Consider the following 17,174-nt stretch of genomic DNA (forward strand, 5'->3'; position numbering starts at 1 on the left):
ACTGTTTGCGGCCAAGCGTCTCAGGTGTACCCTGATACATGCCCTGGCCGGGAGCACGGCAAAACAGAATGTATTGAGTCGTTGGGCGGTTCTCAGATCCCGCAGAGTGGAGATCCGCGGCAGGCGCCGCCAAGGCAAGGCCAACGATCTGACCCCAGAGGGCGAAATTCAAAAAAACTGATAGGAATTTGCTTTTTGGCACATTTGATGCGTTCACTTGTCGCGTTGCGGTAAGGGAGCATTGGTTTTGGCCCGTCGACGTTTTCGTTCATGTTTTGTATTCATATGCGGAGCATAACCCCAGCGCCGATTGCGAAGCAAACCAAAAATCAGCCCAAAATCAGGCTTGGGGCAGGGCCAACCGAGCCGACGTCGGGCAGCAGGCGGCGCGGTCGTTCCCCCACCTTTTAGCGGTGGGCGTAGTGGGCGGTTTGAAGTTGCTGGGACGGGCCTCAGTCCGTGAGGGCGTTTTCGTAATCAGGGGCCGGATCCACGTCGCCAAAGGGTTCGTAGGTCCAGCCCCCCTCGGCCGGGCCAGGCGGAGGCCGGGCGGCCGAGGCGTCGGGCCCCGCCCAGACGCCCAGATGGCGAAGGATCTTCTCGGTGATCCGGGGATCGTCAATCACAGAAATAATGCGCATGACTGACTGACAGACGGGACAGCGCAGCGGGTCGGCGTGCCACACTTTGAGAATCAGGTCCCGCCATTTTTTCGCGGGGAGGCGCACCGGAGGAGGCGGGGTGCGGAGGGCAGCGGTCGGCTGATATAGGGGATCCAACCGGCGGTGGCGCTGGCCGCGCATCTTGTTGCTGTACCAGCCGAAGTAGCGGACATTCTGGGCGCCGCGGTCGGGGATGTGCTGGGTGATGGCGGCCAGGAAGTCCGGGGCGGTGAACACCTCGAAGTTCCGGTTGATCTTGGGGTTCATCCGCGAGCGGTAAATGACGGTGTCGGCGGGCCATTCCATGGTCATCTTGTCGACGGAGAAGGAGTTGCGCAGGAGGTACTGGGCCAGCTTCTCCAGTTCGGCCCGGTTCTCGGCGGGGACGGGGTCCCCGGCATGGACGTTGAAGCCGGTGTGTTTCCAGGAGCGCAGGTTCTGGGCCCGCGCGGGCGGCAGGAGTTGCTGCGCGACGAGGAAGGCGAGGATGCGGGCCTGGAACAGTTCCTCCAGCGGCCTGGTCGGGAACGGGGGCAGCGGATGGAACTGCCCGTCGCGGTCAAAGAGGCCATCGGCCGCGAGGATATGCAGGTGGGGGTGGAAATCGAGGTACTCGCCGAAGGTGTGGATCGTCATCACGAAGGCCGGGAGGCCGGCCGGCAGGTCCAGGGCGGTGCGCAGGAAATCCCGGAGGCATTCCTGGCCCAGGGTGCAGAGGTTCCTCAGGAGGTGGCGGTGATGCTGGAAGTAGGGTCGGAGCATCCGGGGCAGGGCCAGGACGTAGTGGCGGTGGGGCACGGGGGCGAGCACCTCGTCCACGATGAATGCGCCCGTGGCCTGGACCTTCTTCTGGTGGCAGGAGGGGCAGAACTTGCTGGTCTTGCAGGAGAAGGCCAGGAGGTATTCGTGCTGGCATTTATCGCAGCGAACGCGGGCGAAGCCGCGTTCGAGGTTGCCGCAATCGAGAAATTTGTGGACCACCTCCTCAACGATCGGGCGCAACGGGCCCTGGCGGGGTTGGTAATGCTCGGGATAGCGGTCCAGAAATTCGTCGAAGTGGCGGCTGGCGCACTGCCACAAGGGCGACTTTTTCGGATTTTTGGCACGGTACAGTTGCATAATCGTGCCCGCCATTGTAAAAGAGAGGTGTGCCATCTAACGGCACACCGGAAAGAAAAAGAAAAAAGATTTTTAGCCGCGAAAAGACGCAAAAGACGCAAAAGGATCTGGCCATGAAAGCCGTGACGCGCCCGCAGTACCACCGAATTCGCCGGATGCTGGAATTGATCCGGGAAGGCACCCGATCCGGGCAGTTGCCCAACCGGGGTGATTTCTGCCGGGAATTGGAGATCTCTGCGCGCACGGCCGCCCGCGACCTGGATTTTCTGCGGGATGAACTGCGGGCGCCGGTGGCCTACGAGGCGGCGGGCAACGGGTACCGGCTCACGGCGCTTACCTTTGCGCTGCCGCCGGTGCAGTTGACGCGGCAGGAGGTGTTCAGTTTCTCCGTCGCGCGCAAGCTGTTGGAGCGGTTTGAGGGGACCCCCCTGGAGCTGGATATGCGCTCGGTGCTGGGCAAGATTGCGGAGTCGCTGGAGGGGACGATCTCGCTGGATGTGGAGGGGGTGACGGAGCAGTTCACGGTGTTGTCGGAGGACCATGCGCGCGTGGACAGCGCCGTGTGGCAGCAGGCCGCCCGCGCCATTAACCACCAGGAGCGGCTGCAGATGGAATACCGGCGGTTTGACGGGGTGACGGGGAGCTATACGCTGGAGCCGTACCACCTGGTGGCGTACCACGGGAACTGGTACCTGGTGGCCAGGAATGCCGCGGCCAACAAGCTGGAGACCTTTGCGTTGTCGCGGTGTCTGGCCCTCCGGGGGGCGGGGGAGTATTTTGTGCGGCCGAAGGATTTTGACGCGAAGGTTTTTTTGAAAACTGGCTTTGGCATCACGCAGGCCGAGCAGCCGTGGCAGGTCCGGCTGCTGTTTTCGCGGCAGGTGGCCACGTACATCCGGGAACGCCAGTGGCACGCCAGCCAGCGGATGATCGAACGGCGGGATGGCCGCCTGGAACTGCGCCTGGAAACGTCCGGGCGCAAGGAGTTGACGCGGTGGATTCTGTCCTGGATGCCGGAGGTCAAGGTGCTGGCTCCACGCGAACTTAAGGCGCGAGTTAAAGCGAGACTGAAGGCGGGAATAAAGCGCCAAGGTTAGGTGATCGGGACAGTACTCCGGGAGACGGTCCCCCCCTGAAAATCTCGGCGGCTCAGTGGAGGCACAACAAACTGCTGTTCGATTTTCTGCTCAAACACCTGAAGGTCGATTTAGATTTAGGGGGGCATTCATAGGATTTCCTGTTTTCATGAGGGGTGATTCAATTCGGCCGATGGCTATCTTCTGTAAAATCACCATTCAAGACTTGGCTAAAAAGGAAAATGAATTTATATTTGACAGCAGTAGAAAAAGATATATAACTAACATTACCAACTTACTTATGAATACGGTGGTGACGGACAAAAAACGAACGCATAATGAAGAGATAAAAGAAGCGATTCCCACGCTGGCGGGGACGATCGCGGCCACGTTGCAGGATGCTAATGCGGATCGTTTCTCCTCCGATGATGAGCAGTTCATTAAATTTCACGGTTTATACCAAGAGGATGATCGGGATAAACGGAAGACCGGCAAGCAATATATCTTCATGGTGCGCGGGCGTTTGCCCGGCGGCATCGTGGAACCACAGCAGTACCTGGTATTTGACGATCTGGCCTCGCAATACGCCAATAACACGCTACGGATCACCTCCCGGCAAGGCTTTCAATTTCATGGGGTGGTGAAGAGTGGCTTGGGCGCGTTGATCAAGCGCATTAACGAGGCGCTGATGACCACGCTGGCGGCTTGCGGCGATGTGAACCGGAATGTCATGGCTCCGGCTACTCCGTCCCGCGATGCCATTGCAGAGGCGGTATCTGCCGATGCACGACGGGTTTCGGACGCGTTGCTGCCCCTCACCAAGGCGTATCACGCCATTTGGGTGGATGGGGTGCAATTGGATTTGGCTGCGCCGGAACACAAAGAGTTTGTGGACCCGCTCTACGGGAAGACGTACCTGCCGCGCAAATTCAAGATCGCTTTTGCCATTCCGCCACTGAACGACGTGGACGTGTTTTCAAACTGCCTGGGCTTCATCGCCATTGTGGAGAATGGGAAGTTGGTGGGTTACAACCTGGCGGCGGGTGGAGGGCAGGGGACTTCGCACGGCAACAAGGAAACCTATCCGCGTCTGGCGGATGTGGTGGGCTTCGTAACGCCGGATCAGGTGGATGCTGCTGCCAAGGCGGTGTTGACGGTGCATCGTGATTTTGGGGACCGCACCAACCGCAAGCACGCGCGACTGAAATACGTGTTACAGGAAAAAGGGGTGGCGTGGTTCCGCGAGGAGTTGGAGCGGCGTTTGGGTTATAAGTTGGGGACGGCGCGCGCGTTTCAATTCACCAAACAAGGCGATGCTTTGGGCTGGCACACGCAAGCCGACGGCAAGTTATTTCTCGGGGTATTGGTTGAAACCGGTCGTATCCGCGACCGTGAGGGCTTTCGCCTTAAGACCGCGTTGCGCGAGATTGTTTCACGCTTTCAGACGCAGGTACGGTTGACGCCCGCGCACAATCTGATTCTGGCCAATATCAATTCGTCGCATCGCGAGGGGATTGACCAAGTGCTCGCTATGCATGGTATTCCGGCGGCGAACCAGGTTGCGACGGTGCGGCGCAGTTCCATGGCCTGCGTGGCGCTGCCAACCTGCGGCATGGCGCTGGCGGAAAGCGAACGCTATCTGCCCACACTGCTCACGCAATTGGAACAACTGCTGGCGGAGTTGGGGCTGGCGGAGGAAGAAATCACCATTCGCATGACCGGCTGCTCGAATGGTTGCGTGCGCCCGCACACGGCGGAGATTGCGTTGGTGGGCAAGGCTCCCAACAAGTACAACCTCATGCTGGGTGGCAATGCCAGCAATACGCGTTTGAATCGGCTGTATCGCGAATCGGTGCGGGATACCGATCTGGTCACGGAACTGCGTCCATTATTAACCCGGTTCAAACAGGAACGCCAGCTGGCGGAACGTTTTGGCGATTGGGCGGCCCGAGTACTTTGGACATCGTTGCCAACGAATTAATATGTTTTCCGCAGACGACATTCAGGTGCTTAACCAACGGTTCGATCAGGAACCGACGGAAAAGGTACTGGCGTGGGCTTGGGAGACGTATGGAACCCGGGCGGCAATTGGCACGAGTTTCCAGGGAGCCGGGCTGGTCATGCTGCACTTGGCGCGGGAACGCGGCTATAAATTCCCTGTATTCACCCTGGATACCGGGCTGTTATTTCCGGAAACCCTGGCGTTGAAGAAACGCCTCGAAGATTTTTTTGGTTTGACCATCGAGTCCTTGAAGCCCGATCTGACCGTGGAGCAGCAAGCGGCGGCGCACGGGCCGGACCTGTGGAAACGGGAACCGGACTTGTGCTGCACGATCCGCAAAGTGCTGCCGCTGCGCGATAAACTGGCCACGCTGGACGGTTGGATTACCGGGCTGCGCCGTCAACAATCCGCTACGCGCACCAGCATTGGTATTATCGAAGTCTATGCGGCGGACGAAAGCACCGGGCGCGAAATAGTGAAGCTCAACCCCATGGCCAACTGGGGACGCGATCAGGTCTGGGATTATTTACACCAACATCAGATACCGTATAACCCGCTGCATGATCAGGGATACCGCTCCATTGGTTGTGTGCCGTGTACGGCCAAAACCAGCGGGGACAACGAGCGTGCAGGGCGCTGGACAGGCTTTAATAAAACCGAATGCGGCATTCATACGTTCATGACCAAAAAGTCCTCGTGATTGCTGCGAGGCATATCCTTTAACAACGCAGTATTTACCATTAACGAACCATGGATTACTTAAGCAAACTGGAAAATCAGAGCATCTACATCATGCGCGAGGCGTTCAACAAGTTTGAGAATCTCGCCATGCTGTGGAGCATCGGCAAGGATTCCACCGTCCTCCTGTGGCTGGCGCGCAAGGCATTTTTCGGCCATGTGCCGTTCCCCCTGGTGCATGTGGACACCACCTATAAGATCGCGTCCATGATCGAGTACCGAGACCGCTTGGTGCGCGATTGGAAACTGGAACTGGTGGTGGGCGGAAACCAGCCGGTGCTGGCGGCCGGGCAGACCTTTCCCAACGGCCGGGCCACCCGTGTCGAATGCTGTGGTACGCTAAAGAAAGACGCGCTGAAACAGGTGCTGGAAAAGCACGGGTACACGGGCGTGATTGTTGGCGTGCGTCGCGACGAGGAGCCGACCCGCGCCAAAGAGCGGTATTTCAGCCCGCGCGATAAGAATATGGAATGGAATGTCGAGGATCAGCCCCCGGAGCTGTGGGACCAGTTCAAGACGGACTTCGACAAAGGCGCGCACATCCGCATTCATCCGCTCCTGCACTGGACGGAGCTGAACGTATGGGAATACATCGAACGTGAAAATATTCCCATTATTCCGCTGTATTTCTCCAATGAAAAAGGCGAGCGCTACCGCAGTTTGGGCTGTGCGCCCTGCACCGCTGCCATCAAATCCAACGCGCGGACGGTGCGTGAAATCATCGAGGAATTGCGCCACACCAAGACCAGTGAACGTTCCGGGCGCGCCCAGGACAAGGAAAGCGAAGACGCCTTCGAAAAATTGCGCCGCGACGGCTACATGTAAAAAGCGGTCACGGTTAATGGATGTTTATTGATGGATGAGTTTGCGGATACGTTAAAAAATTTATGTCGTTACAGATACCTACCGAACAATTGAAGATCGTGATTGTGGGGCACGTGGACCACGGCAAATCCACCTTTGTGGGCCGGTTGTTTCATGACACCGGTTCACTGCCCGACGGGAAACTCGAACAATTGCAAAAAATTGCTGAGCGTCGCGGGGTGCCGTTTGAGTGGGCCAACCTCATGGACGCCCTGCAATCCGAACGCGATCAAAACATCACGATTGACACGACGCAAATCTGGTTTCAGACCCCCAAGCGGCAATACGTGATCATTGACGCGCCGGGCCACAAGGAATTTCTGAAAAACATGGTCACCGGTGCGGCCAATGCGGAGGCGGCGCTGCTGTTGATTGACGCGCACGAGGGGGTGCAGGAAAACTCGCGCCGGCACGGCTACCTGCTCAACCTGCTGGGCATCCGGCAGATTGCGGTGCTGGTCAACAAAATGGACCTGGTGGATTATTCGCAGGCGCGGTTTGACCAGGTGGAGGCTGAATATCGGGCGTGGCTGAAAACTGTAGGGGTGGAACCCAAGGTTTTCATCCCGATCGCTGCCAAGCACGGGGATAACATCGCTTCGCGCAGCGCGCAAATGCCATGGTGGAACGGCCCCACCGTCCTGGCAACGCTGGACGAATTCAAGGTATCCGATTTGCCGGTGCATCAGCCGCTGCGCTTTCCCATCCAGGACGTCTATCGGTTCGATGAACGCCGCATTCTGGCTGGACGGGTGGAAAGCGGCACGTTGCGCGTGGGTGATCGTTTGATTTTTGCACCGGGCAACAAGAGCAGTGTGGTGAAAACCATTGAGCGCTGGAACGCCGCCTCGCGGGATTCGGCCTCGGCGGGAGAATCCGTGGGGATCACGCTGACGGAACAAATTTTCGTGGAGCGCGGGGCGGTAGGCGCGCTGGAATCCGCAGCGCCTTATGAGTTGACCCGGCTTAAGACGCGCATTTTCTGGCTGGGGCGGAAACCGTTCACCATGGGGCGGCCCTACAAGCTGAAGCTGGCGACCCAGGAACTGGAATGCCAGATTGAAGCAATTGACCGGGTGATTGACGCCTCAACGCTGGAGACCATTCAGCGCGACGAAACGGATCGTTTCGTGGGCCGGTACGAAGTCGGCGAGGTGGTCCTGCGTACCAAGCGTCCGGTGGCTTTTGACGTACATGCAGATTTGGTAGCGACCGGGCGGTTTGTGATTGTGGATGGTTTTGACGTTTCTGGTGGCGGGATCGTGGCGGCGGATAATTATCCACGTCGGACTACCGATGGTAGCCAGAAGAGCGAGAACCTGTATTGGAGCACCGGCAAGGTGACAGCGGAACATCGCGCGCGCCGCAATGGCCATGGCGGCGTGGTGATCTGGCTGACGGGGCTTTCCGGTTCAGGGAAATCCACCATTGCCATGGAGTTGGAGCGGGAATTATTCAACCTCGGCAAGCAGACCTATGTGTTGGATGGAGACAATGTGCGGCACGGGCTGTGCTCGGACCTCGCGTTTTCGCCGCGCGACCGCAAGGAGAATATCCGCCGGGTGGGTGAATTGTCCAAGCTGTTCACGGATGCCGGGGTGATTTGCATCACGGCGTTTATCTCACCGTACCGGGAGGATCGCGCGTTTGTGCGTCAAATGCTAAATGCAGGTCAGTTTATTGAAGTGTTTGTGGATGCGCCGCTGGCCGTCTGCGAACAGCGGGACACCAAGGGGCTTTATGTCAAGGCGCGCGCGAATGAGATCAAGGAGTTCACTGGAATTTCCGCGCCCTACGAGCCGCCAACCAACGCGGAAATCGTTCTGCCCACGGATCAAATGAGCGTGGCGGACTGCGTGGGCCGCATTGTGGAACGGCTGCACCTGCGAGACAACGAGACCGTGATCACGATCTAACCGTTTTTCGCAAAGAGCGCTTGGGCGAATTCTTTGGCCACGAATGGCTGAAGATCTTCGGGCTGTTCACCAACACCGATGAATTTCACCGGCAACCCTAATTCCTTCTGGATGCCGATGACCGCGCCGCCTTTGCTGGTGCCATCGAGTTTCGTCACCACCAGACCGGTCAGCGGCACCGCCCGGTGAAACTCGCGCGCCTGGCTCATCGCGTTCATGCCAGTGGAGCCGTCCAACACCAGCAATACCTCATGGGGTGCGCCGGGCAGCTTACGGCTGATGACCCGGTGGACTTTCTGCAACTCCTGCATCAGGTTTTGTTTCGTATGCTGGCGACCCGCCGTGTCCACAAAAAGATACGTGGCTTGCCGCGCGATGGCAGCGGTGATGGCATCGTGGGCCACCGATGCCGGATCTGATCCATGGGCACCGGCGACGACTGGAACATTCAGACGCTGTCCCCAAAGCTTGATTTGCTCTATCGCGGCGGCGCGAAAGGTATCGCAGGCGGCGAGCATTGAAGTCTGGCCCCGCTGTTGCACCAACCAGGCCAGTTTGGCGGAGGTGGTCGTCTTACCAGTGCCGTTCACGCCCACCAGGGAGACCACCGTCAAGCCGGACGCCGCATGTTTCAACGTGGCATCCACTCCCACCAAACTGTTCTCCACTTCCCGTTCGGCGATCGCAATAACGTCCAATCCCGCGCTGCCTTGGGTTTCGTAGGCCTTTTTCACCGCAGCCAGGATTTGCGTGGTCATGGCCACTCCCAAATCGGCGGCGAGCAGGGCGTGTTCCAGTTCTTCCAGTGTTTCCTCCGTCAGTTTGGGCGAACCGGTGACGATGCGCTTGATTTCATGAACCAGTTTGGTCTGGGTCTTTTTCAGGCCTTCCTTGATGCGATCAAAAAATCCCATGGAATGAACAGTTATTGAATATTGGTTGGCGGTTGCGGGGAATTACCTTGCCCAGCGGAACCGTTATTGCCAGCGGGGCATCCGGCTTTTCGAGCAGCGGCTTCTTTGAGATGGTTCACATAAACCATCGGCAGCTTGATGGTGCCGATGAGCGGTGTGCCTTTGCTGTTGCCGTGGCAATCCGATCCACCTGTGACCAATAACCCGTGTTTTTCTGCGATCAGCAGGTAGTGCTCGCTCATCTTCGTCGAATGTTTGGTGTGAAAACATTCGATCCCATCCATCCCGGATGCGACCAATTCCGGGATGATTTCATCCACGTGATTCAAGCCGGGATGCGCCATCACCGCCAGCCCGCCGCTCTGGTGAATGAGGCCGATGGCATCCGCCGCCGAAATTCGGAATTTGGGTACCCAAGCGGGGCGGTGTTTTTTCAGGAAGCGCTCAAACGCCTCGTCCATGCTGCGGCAAAAACCACCTTGTACCAGCGCCCGTCCCACATGCGGACGTCCCGGTGCCTTGCAACTGGCGATGCGGAAAACCGCCTCGGCTTCAAGCGGAATTCCCAGCTTGTTTAGTCGCGTCACCATCTCGCGGATGCGGTTTTGGCGAACCTCTTGGAATTTTCGCAACTCGCCCAGCAGGCGGGGTTGGTGAATATCCATGAAATAGCCCAGCAGATGAATTTCGTGCTGGTTGAACTCCGAGGTCAATTCTGAACCAGGAATGAATTCCAGCCCATGTTGCTGGCAGGCGGTCGCCATACGCTCGCACCCTTCCACGGTATCATGGTCGGTCAGGGCGAGCGTGGTCAGGCCTTTTTCCTTTCCGCGGGCAACCACTTCTTCCGGGGAAAAAGTGCCATCAGAAAAGAAAGTGTGCAGATGCAGATCAGCGTACATGGGGAGGGCGGAACTCATGATATCGGGCAGCGGATGGGGAGGCTTAGGACTTAATATCGCGGGCGGGACGCATCAATTCGCCTTTTACCTTGTCGAGAATGCCGTTGACGAATTTGCCGCTGTCGTGGGTGGAAAACTTTTTGGCGATGTCCACGGCCTCATTGATGCTGACCACCGGCGGTATGTCCTGCCGGTGTAACATCTCATAAATGGCCAGGCGCATGATATTGCGGTCCACAGTGGCAATCCGGTGGATTTCCCAGTTTTTCGCGTGCTTGACAATCAAGGCGTCGCATTCGTCGCGATGCTCCAGCGCGCCGCGGATCAGTGGTTCGGAAAATAACCGGGTGGCGGTCTCATCGGTGGTGGGTGGTGGCAGTTCCACTTTTTCACCCCAAGTGGCGTTGCCTTTTTCGTTTTCCAATGCCGCTGCCCGCTGTGAGTTCCAAAATAACTCCAGCGCTTCGTCTAATTTTTCCGGCGGATTCAGGTCGTACTGAAATAAAAACTGCACAGCCTTCTCCCGCGCTTCACGTCTCGTTCCCATAGGGGTGAGTATGCCACAGCTTTGAAAAACAAAGAAGGGAAAAGATAGGACGGCTGCAAAATTCGCTGTTTTGCATAAACAATGCTGTGAAGTATGGCTAATCGTCTATATTACTCGCAACACGGAATAGGTGCGCTTGCCCTTGCGCAGGAGCAAGTATTTGCCGAACAAGGCATCGTTCAGGCTTACTAGCCGCTGGGCATTGCCTTCCCGCACGTTGTTGACATAAATGCCGCCGCCCTCGAGGTCACGCCGCGCATCGCCCTTGGATTTGCACAGGCCGGACAGGATCAACAATTCGATCAGCGAGGTGCCAGTACCTTCCAGTTTCGCCTTTTCCACATCTTTGGTGGGAGCTTCTCCGACGATGTCCTGGAACGTGGCTTCAGAAACTCCATCCAGGCCGCCGCCGAACAGGATTTCACTCGCGCGAATAGCCTCGGTGGTGGCGGCTTCGCCATGAATCAGATCGGTCACCGCTTTGGCGAGCGCCTTGTGGGCTGCGCGTGCGCCCGGGTTCTCCTGGTGCTGTTTTTCCAGCGTTTCGATTTCTTCTCGGGTCAGGAAGGTGAAATATTTCAGGTAACGGATCACGTCGCGGTCATCCGCACGGATCCAGAATTGGTAAAACCGGTACACGCTGGTGCGCCGCGCATCCATCCAGACCGCACCCGCCACGGTTTTTCCGAACTTCGAACCATCCGCGTTGGTGATCAGGGGCAGGGTGAGGCCAAAGACGGGCGCGCCGAGCTTTTTCCGGGTCAGATCAATGCCGGCGGTGATGTTGCCCCATTGATCGCTGCCGCCGATTTGCAGTTCGCACTGATGTTCCTTGCGCAGATAATAAAAATCAAACGCCTGCAACAGCATGTAGCTGAATTCGGTGTAGCTGATGCCGTGGTCCCGGTCTTCCATGCGCGCCCGCACGCTTTCTTTGGAGACCATGACATTGACGGAAAAGAATTTGCCGATTTCCCGCAAAAAATCGAGATAGGAAATCGGAGCCGTCCACGAGGCATTATCCAGCAGACGCGCGGGATTAACGGTATTTTCAAAATCCAGCAAACGCGCCAGTTGCTTTTTGACGGAGGCAATGTTCGTGTCGAGGATTTCCTTGGTCAGCAGCGTGCGTTCCTGGGTTTTGCCGCTGGGATCGCCAATGGAGCCGGTGGCCCCGCCAGCCAGGGCGATCGGGTGGTGTCCTGCCAGTTGAAAGCGCCGCAGCGCCAGCAGGGGCACCAGGTTCCCCACGTGTAAACTGTCCGCCGTCGGGTCAAACCCGCAGTACAACGTGATCGGCCCCGTCGCTAACCGTTTGGTCAACTCGGGTGTATCCGTGCAATCCGCCAACAAACCGCGCCATTGCAGCTCTTCATGTATATTCATGGCGGCAGATTTATTGCGGGGATTTTGCGGAAATACAATAAAATAAGGGCGAGCCAGACCCTGCTCGCAAAGAAAGCGGGGCTTTTCAAACCAAGATAACCAGGCATCCGTCCCGTGTCCCTAACGGAAAGGGATCAATATCGCTTGCGCTGGATTCAGGGTTTGGCGGATTCGGGAATCGGGAGATGGCGTGCTTGCAAGTTGCGAAAGCAAACTTCTGTGCCGGTGTGCCGCAATACCAGGTATCCGCCGCGAAGTATCATTTTTTCCACATTCAGGCTGTTGCCAAGCTTTTCCAAAGGCTCCTTCACCTTGGGATCATTCAACTCGAATTCAAGCACCTTCTGATTATTGAGCCAATGTTCGACGTGGTTGGTCAGCACTAGAATGCGGGTTTCATTCCATTCACCGACCGGTTTTGCGGGCACATTGGTTGGGGCCAGCCAGCCACGCAAGGCGGCGGTCTGTTTTTCCGGTGGCACCGCTTCCCCCTTGGGGCGATTGGCATCCTGAATGACATATTCCAACCCTTCGGGCCGGTGCTTCGCTGGTTCGGGCAGCAGATAAAGAATGCCGCTGGAAGCGCCGGGGGCCAGCCGCCATTCCACCGCAAATTCAAAGTTGGTGAAGCGCTCGCGCGATACCAGATCCACCGGTTCCACCCCCGGCACGGTTTTGATCATGCCCGCCTGGATGGTCCATTTTTGCGCCGGAAAATGCGGCATCCGCACGCCGCGCCAATGGATTGGAAACTTGCCATCGAAGAGGGGTTTCCACTCCGGTTCATCCGCCGCGACGATGGACAGCGTGGTCATCACCCAGACCGCCAGCCACCCAATTTGTTTTGCGTAACAACCATTCATAACCAATGCAATCTATCGGTTTGCTCAAGCCGGCAGCGGTTCGCTGGAAAGCACCACCTTCATCGCCACGCTGTGCCCGGGCGCCAAGGTCAACTTGTTGCGGTCCACATTGCCGGATTCCACGCAGATCATTTCCCGGTACTCGTCATCCCCAAAATCAGGCATCTGGCGCGCTTTGGCAATCCAGGGGTTCCAGACCACGGTGGAACGTGAGCCGCTTGTTTCCACCCGGATGATCCGGCGCAACTTGGCATCTTGAATCAACGCCGGGCCGTGGGTGTCGAGATAGATGCGATCCACTTCGGCGGCCACTTGGATGGTCTCGGCGGTTTCCGTCTTGGTGGCAAAATTCTCGACCTTATCGAGGTACGTCAACCCTTTCAACCCACTCACGCTGACCGCTGAAATGTCACCGACTTGGAAATAGGTGTGCAGGCAAGTATCAAAGGTGAAAGGCTCGTTGGGCGTGGGGTTGGTAATGATCAGTTCCAGCTCGAGTTTGTCGGTTACCGTGACGACGTAATGGGCGTTGCAGGGCGGGAAGGTGGCTGATTCATCCACCTCCGGCAGGCTAAACCGCAGCGTAACGCCACCTTCCGGCAAGGCCGTGGCTTCATGCAATTCCCAGGATGCCAGGCGGGCAAAGCCATGCATGGGCATGCCTTCGCGCGGGCCGAACCATGGGAAGATGACGGGCACACCGCCCCGGATGGGTTGCCCGGCCACAAACCGGCTGCACTGGCTCATGAAGAGCAATGGCGGTTCACCCTTCTTTTGAAAGCTGGTGACGTGCGCGCCGTGCAGATAGATTTCCGCAGTGCTCCAGGCCGTGGTGATCTCCAATTTGGGCAATTCGCCATTGCCCTCCTGGAACGTCACCCTTCCGGGAATCTCGAATTGCTTCAGTTTTGCTGGGACATCACCGGTACTCATGGATGTACGATAAACCAATCGCCCTCAAAAGGGGAGACAAATTTGCCACAAAAATGTTTTCCCGACCATCCGTTAGCGGGGCAGGGCGGTGGTGATCTCTTTCAGGGTTACGCCCAAGGCGGCTTGGGCGATCACGTCCAACTCATTTTCGGGGCCGGTCAAATGAATCGTACGATGCACATGCTCCAGGCTTTTGCCGGCGGCCAGGGCGGCGGCGGGGGAGGAGGATTCCAGTTCGTAGAACGGACCCAGCGGCTTGCCGCCGGGAGTCACGGGGCCGTCGTTGTAGCTGTTGGCCACGTCGCCGGCGTAGGGATGTTCCTGGAGTTTCCATTGGGAATTCACATAATCTGTCACGCCATCGTTGAAGGTGAACTGCGCGATCGTCAGCACCTTGTTGGCGGCATCATAACTGCCGAGGACCGGCTTGCAGCGTTTGGGGCTGATGCCGATTTTTCCCCGGCACTTGCCGTCGCCGCTGAAGAACAGCACGCTGTCCCTGACCACCAACCGCTCCGGCGGCACCTGGCCGAAGTAATCCGCCGTCACGGCCTTGCCCAGTTCCGCTTCGGTCCCGGCTTTGATGGGGACGACGATGGTGGTGGCGGGCGAGGGATTCAACATGCCCAGAATCCAGATGGAGAGCAGGCCGGTTTCCTTCTTCCAAGTGTTCTTGCCCACGTTGGTGATTTTGTTGGCCGATTCAAACGCCACCAACTGGACGTGTTCCGCCGCCGGGACACCCAGCTTTTTCCACGTGTCTTTGGCGGAGAGCAGGCGCACCTCGCGATCCACCTTCACCTCGAATGCCGTGCCGGAGTAATTATTCAGCGTGAACTGATGGCGGAAGCTGGCTTTATCCTTGGCGGCCTTGACGACTTTGAAGGGCTCCGTGTCAATCGGGGCGGGGGTGAACCAATGCTCGAAATCGAACGCCACGCCCTTGGCGAAATAGATGGAGAACTGGCCGCCTTCGGGCCCCAGCCAGAAGCGGTCCTCGCCGCCGAAGACGTTGATGTGCGGTTGCACCTTTTGGGTGGCGATCAGCTCGCGGTTGATCCAGCCGAAGCTCAGCCCGGCATCCCCGGTGGCCGTGCTGGACATCACGCGCCCCTGCCAGGCGGGCACGATGGCGACTTTGGAATTGCCGGACTTATCCGCCAGCACCACCACGTCGGTATGCTTTTGCAGGAAGGCGAGGTCTTCGCCGAAGTTGGCGGCGCTGGCGTTGGCGGCTGCGCCCAGTAATAGGCTGGAAGCGATTTTTTTCATAAGTTTCACCCAACGATGGCTACGCGTTTGATTCTCCAAACGGTTGGCGGTGTCGTTCATCATGTTTTAATTGCTTTTGTTAGCGGGCAGCATACCGGCCCCGCCGGCAAAAGGCAAAAGGAATCTCGAACGAAGGGCTTGCCATCGGGGGCAATGCCTTTTATAATGTCATCATGAAAACATTGAGCGTAACCGAGGGGCGGCGCCAGTTGGGGCAATGGTGCAAACGGGCCATTGCCGGTGAGGATATCGCTTTCACGATGGACGGCGTTTTAGTGGCGCTTCGTCCGGTTCGTGTCTATAGCGAGGATTATGCCCTGGCGGAATATGATGTCAGCCCGGAGCAGGCGGATCGGGCGGTTGCTTTTATCGAAGCCGACATCAAGAAGGCGCGCAAAGCCGGCAAACTGCATAAATTTACCGGCAAGCTTCCCCGTGATTGAGATCGAATATCATGATCGCTTTCTAAGAGCGATCAAGCAGCTTCCGCCAGCCATCGCCGCTGGGGCCGAAGCCGCGCTGGGAAAAGTGAAGACCGGTTACGGAGACCCCCATATCCATGCGGGTTTGAAAATAACCAAGCTGCGGAATAACTTGTTTGAATGCCGCATCGGCTTACGATACCGCATCATCCTAATGGCGTTCCCTGGAAGTTTGGTGGCCTATGATATTATGACGCACGATGAATTGAAAAAATTCTTGCGTGCCTTCTAAACCGGTCCGGCCATTCGCGATGCGACACTGCGGATGGGTTTGCCGAAGCAATGTTAGAGGGGAATGACAAGGTCAGCGACGGGAGCCAGCCGCTGGTGACGTTGAATTTGTCCTTGAGCGAATCGGCTGGCTCCCGTTCGCTGGACTATCGGGTTCGGCTCCCTTCTGCAAGTTAAAAAACTCCGGACTGACCACACTAACAGACTTCAAGTAAATAGGGCGCGGAGGACTGGTACTTTCCATGAATTTTCGGAGCTCCACAATTTGCTCGTCAGTGGCTACGTATCCGTTGGCGCCAAACATGCCATCACCTCCCGTATAGGCGAATAGTTTCACGTCCTGAAAACCCGGATGCTCTGCGCGGAACCGGTCCCATTGCTGACCGATAGCGGCAATGTGGTCCTCTACTGCCAGGAGATGCCGTTGCTGCGAATTCAGCATTGGTGCCCCGTAGTAAACGATCAGAAATAACCACGGCGTCACCATTGCGATCACCAGCAACCGTTTCGCTCGGGGTGTAATTTGGTCAGTCATGCGTTTGGTCCGAACAGTCTTCTTGAACGCCCTTTTCGTTCATGGTTTCCGGTGGCCAGTTGGTTTTCATGGTGCCGACCATCCCTAAAAAGGCCCCTCGGGTCAATTTGAAAATCCACCGCCGCGCATCGCGAGGGACGCGCGGCGGCAGTTTGCTGCAACGCCCTTGTCAGGCTGCCTCTCCAATCCAAATCTTGAGAACCTCTGGCTGCTCATCGCGGGTGTGTTCGATGCGCGCATGCCAGCCGACAACAAACCATGTGCTGTCGCTGGAGCGCGGCCAACTGCTGCGCCGCCTTCCATCGTCAATCTCGAACATGTGCTCGCCCTCATAGGGAAGAAAGTAGAGCCGAGTGATGCGGCCCTCCGCAAACGCAGTGCGCCGTGCTTTGCGTTTGGCGTTGTAAACGAGAACCATCTTCATTGCAGCCACTATACCCTCATTTCCCCGCAAGGGAACGTTTTTCCACGGCCACCGCCGCGCGTCCCTCGCGATGCGCGGCAGCAGGTGGTTGTCCAGATGTATTTTCCCAGGCTTAGCCCACGTTGATGGTGACGGGCTTGCTCCATTGGCCGACTTGCTCGTCTTTGTACATATAGACGGCGCGGTAGGTCCACTTGGCGGGGGCGCTGGGGAACGGGGTGGTGTCCAGGAAGTTGGGGGTGCTATCCACCGTCAGCAGGACTTCGCCCTTGTCATCGCCACGGTCCACGACGATTTTGCATTGGTCC

At 57.6% G+C, this 17,174-nt stretch carries 19 protein-coding genes; 8 read left to right on the top strand and 11 right to left on the bottom strand.

Features of this window, described 5'->3' with window-relative positions:
• On the top strand, positions 1-181 hold a 181-nt coding region (locus WCO56_23770; GenBank protein ID MEI7732611.1), incomplete at its 5' end, for a hypothetical protein.
• A 271-nt stretch (positions 182-452) separates the two neighbouring features.
• Here WCO56_23770 and WCO56_23775 read toward each other — a convergent pair.
• Positions 453-1,781, bottom strand: a complete 1,329-nt coding sequence (locus tag WCO56_23775) for a transposase (protein ID MEI7732612.1) — start codon at positions 1,779-1,781, stop codon at positions 453-455.
• Between the two features lie 113 nt (positions 1,782-1,894).
• Here WCO56_23775 and WCO56_23780 point away from each other — a divergent pair, with 113 nt between their 5' ends.
• The 5 genes from WCO56_23780 (at position 1,895) to cysC (ending at position 8,377) form a co-directional block, all read left to right on the top strand.
• Complete coding sequence (locus WCO56_23780) at positions 1,895-2,878, top strand: WYL domain-containing protein (protein ID MEI7732613.1); 984 nt, start codon at positions 1,895-1,897, stop codon at positions 2,876-2,878.
• Positions 2,879-3,158: 280 nt separating this feature from the next.
• Positions 3,159-4,838, top strand: a complete 1,680-nt coding sequence (locus WCO56_23785; protein ID MEI7732614.1) for an NADPH-dependent assimilatory sulfite reductase hemoprotein subunit — start codon at positions 3,159-3,161, stop codon at positions 4,836-4,838.
• 1 nt (position 4,839) lies between these two features.
• The gene (locus tag WCO56_23790) at positions 4,840-5,559 is read left to right on the top strand and encodes a phosphoadenylyl-sulfate reductase (GenBank protein MEI7732615.1); all 720 of its coding nucleotides are present in this window, start codon (positions 4,840-4,842) and stop codon (positions 5,557-5,559) included.
• Between the two features lie 50 nt (positions 5,560-5,609).
• Positions 5,610-6,422, top strand: coding sequence for a sulfate adenylyltransferase subunit CysD (gene cysD / locus WCO56_23795; GenBank protein MEI7732616.1), 813 nt, complete (start codon positions 5,610-5,612; stop codon positions 6,420-6,422).
• A 62-nt stretch (positions 6,423-6,484) separates the two neighbouring features.
• A complete protein-coding gene (gene cysC / locus WCO56_23800) occupies positions 6,485-8,377 on the top strand; it encodes an adenylyl-sulfate kinase (protein ID MEI7732617.1) in 1,893 nt (630 codons plus the stop codon).
• On the opposite strand, the gene ftsY is transcribed toward cysC, so the two are convergent.
• The 7 genes from ftsY to WCO56_23835 all read right to left on the bottom strand — a co-directional run bounded on the left by ftsY (position 8,374) and on the right by WCO56_23835 (position 15,194).
• Complete coding sequence (gene ftsY, locus WCO56_23805; protein ID MEI7732618.1) at positions 8,374-9,291, bottom strand: signal recognition particle-docking protein FtsY; 918 nt, start codon at positions 9,289-9,291, stop codon at positions 8,374-8,376. The two genes, cysC and ftsY, sit on opposite strands and share 4 nt — an antisense overlap.
• An 11-nt stretch (positions 9,292-9,302) precedes the next feature.
• Positions 9,303-10,211, bottom strand: a complete 909-nt coding sequence (locus WCO56_23810; protein ID MEI7732619.1) for a PHP domain-containing protein — start codon at positions 10,209-10,211, stop codon at positions 9,303-9,305.
• A 25-nt stretch (positions 10,212-10,236) separates the two neighbouring features.
• Positions 10,237-10,740, bottom strand: coding sequence for a transcription antitermination factor NusB (gene nusB / locus WCO56_23815; protein MEI7732620.1), 504 nt, complete (start codon positions 10,738-10,740; stop codon positions 10,237-10,239).
• Between the two features lie 105 nt (positions 10,741-10,845).
• Positions 10,846-12,126: a tyrosine--tRNA ligase gene (gene tyrS, locus WCO56_23820; GenBank protein ID MEI7732621.1), complete on the bottom strand. Its 1,281-nt coding sequence runs from the start codon at positions 12,124-12,126 to the stop codon at positions 10,846-10,848.
• A gap of 155 nt (positions 12,127-12,281) precedes the next feature.
• Positions 12,282-12,989, bottom strand: coding sequence for a DUF1080 domain-containing protein (locus tag WCO56_23825; GenBank protein MEI7732622.1), 708 nt, complete (start codon positions 12,987-12,989; stop codon positions 12,282-12,284).
• Between the two features lie 24 nt (positions 12,990-13,013).
• Entirely contained in the window at positions 13,014-13,922 is a 909-nt protein-coding gene (locus WCO56_23830; protein ID MEI7732623.1) for a D-hexose-6-phosphate mutarotase, read from the bottom strand.
• A 72-nt stretch (positions 13,923-13,994) separates the two neighbouring features.
• On the bottom strand, positions 13,995-15,194 hold the full coding sequence (locus WCO56_23835; GenBank protein MEI7732624.1) for a DUF6786 family protein: 1,200 nt from the start codon (positions 15,192-15,194) through the stop codon (positions 13,995-13,997).
• A 173-nt stretch (positions 15,195-15,367) separates the two neighbouring features.
• Here WCO56_23835 and WCO56_23840 point away from each other — a divergent pair, with 173 nt between their 5' ends.
• Positions 15,368-15,637, top strand: a complete 270-nt coding sequence (locus tag WCO56_23840) for a hypothetical protein (protein ID MEI7732625.1) — start codon at positions 15,368-15,370, stop codon at positions 15,635-15,637.
• Complete coding sequence (locus WCO56_23845) at positions 15,630-15,908, top strand: hypothetical protein (GenBank protein MEI7732626.1); 279 nt, start codon at positions 15,630-15,632, stop codon at positions 15,906-15,908. The genes WCO56_23840 and WCO56_23845 overlap by 8 nt, the downstream gene beginning before the upstream one ends.
• Positions 15,909-15,980: 72 nt before the next feature.
• Here WCO56_23845 and WCO56_23850 read toward each other — a convergent pair whose 3' ends face one another.
• The 3 genes from WCO56_23850 to WCO56_23860 form a co-directional block, all read right to left on the bottom strand.
• Positions 15,981-16,442 (bottom strand): hypothetical protein, encoded by a 462-nt coding sequence (locus WCO56_23850; protein MEI7732627.1) that lies wholly within the window; start codon positions 16,440-16,442, stop codon positions 15,981-15,983.
• Between the two features lie 169 nt (positions 16,443-16,611).
• On the bottom strand, positions 16,612-16,866 hold the full coding sequence (locus WCO56_23855) for a hypothetical protein (protein MEI7732628.1): 255 nt from the start codon (positions 16,864-16,866) through the stop codon (positions 16,612-16,614).
• 112 nt (positions 16,867-16,978) lie between these two features.
• Positions 16,979-17,174 (bottom strand): hypothetical protein (locus WCO56_23860; GenBank protein ID MEI7732629.1); only part of this gene is annotated, 196 nt, incomplete at its 5' end.

Source organism: Verrucomicrobiota bacterium (assembly GCA_037139415.1).
Lineage (GTDB): Bacteria > Verrucomicrobiota > Verrucomicrobiia > Limisphaerales > Fontisphaeraceae > JBAXGN01.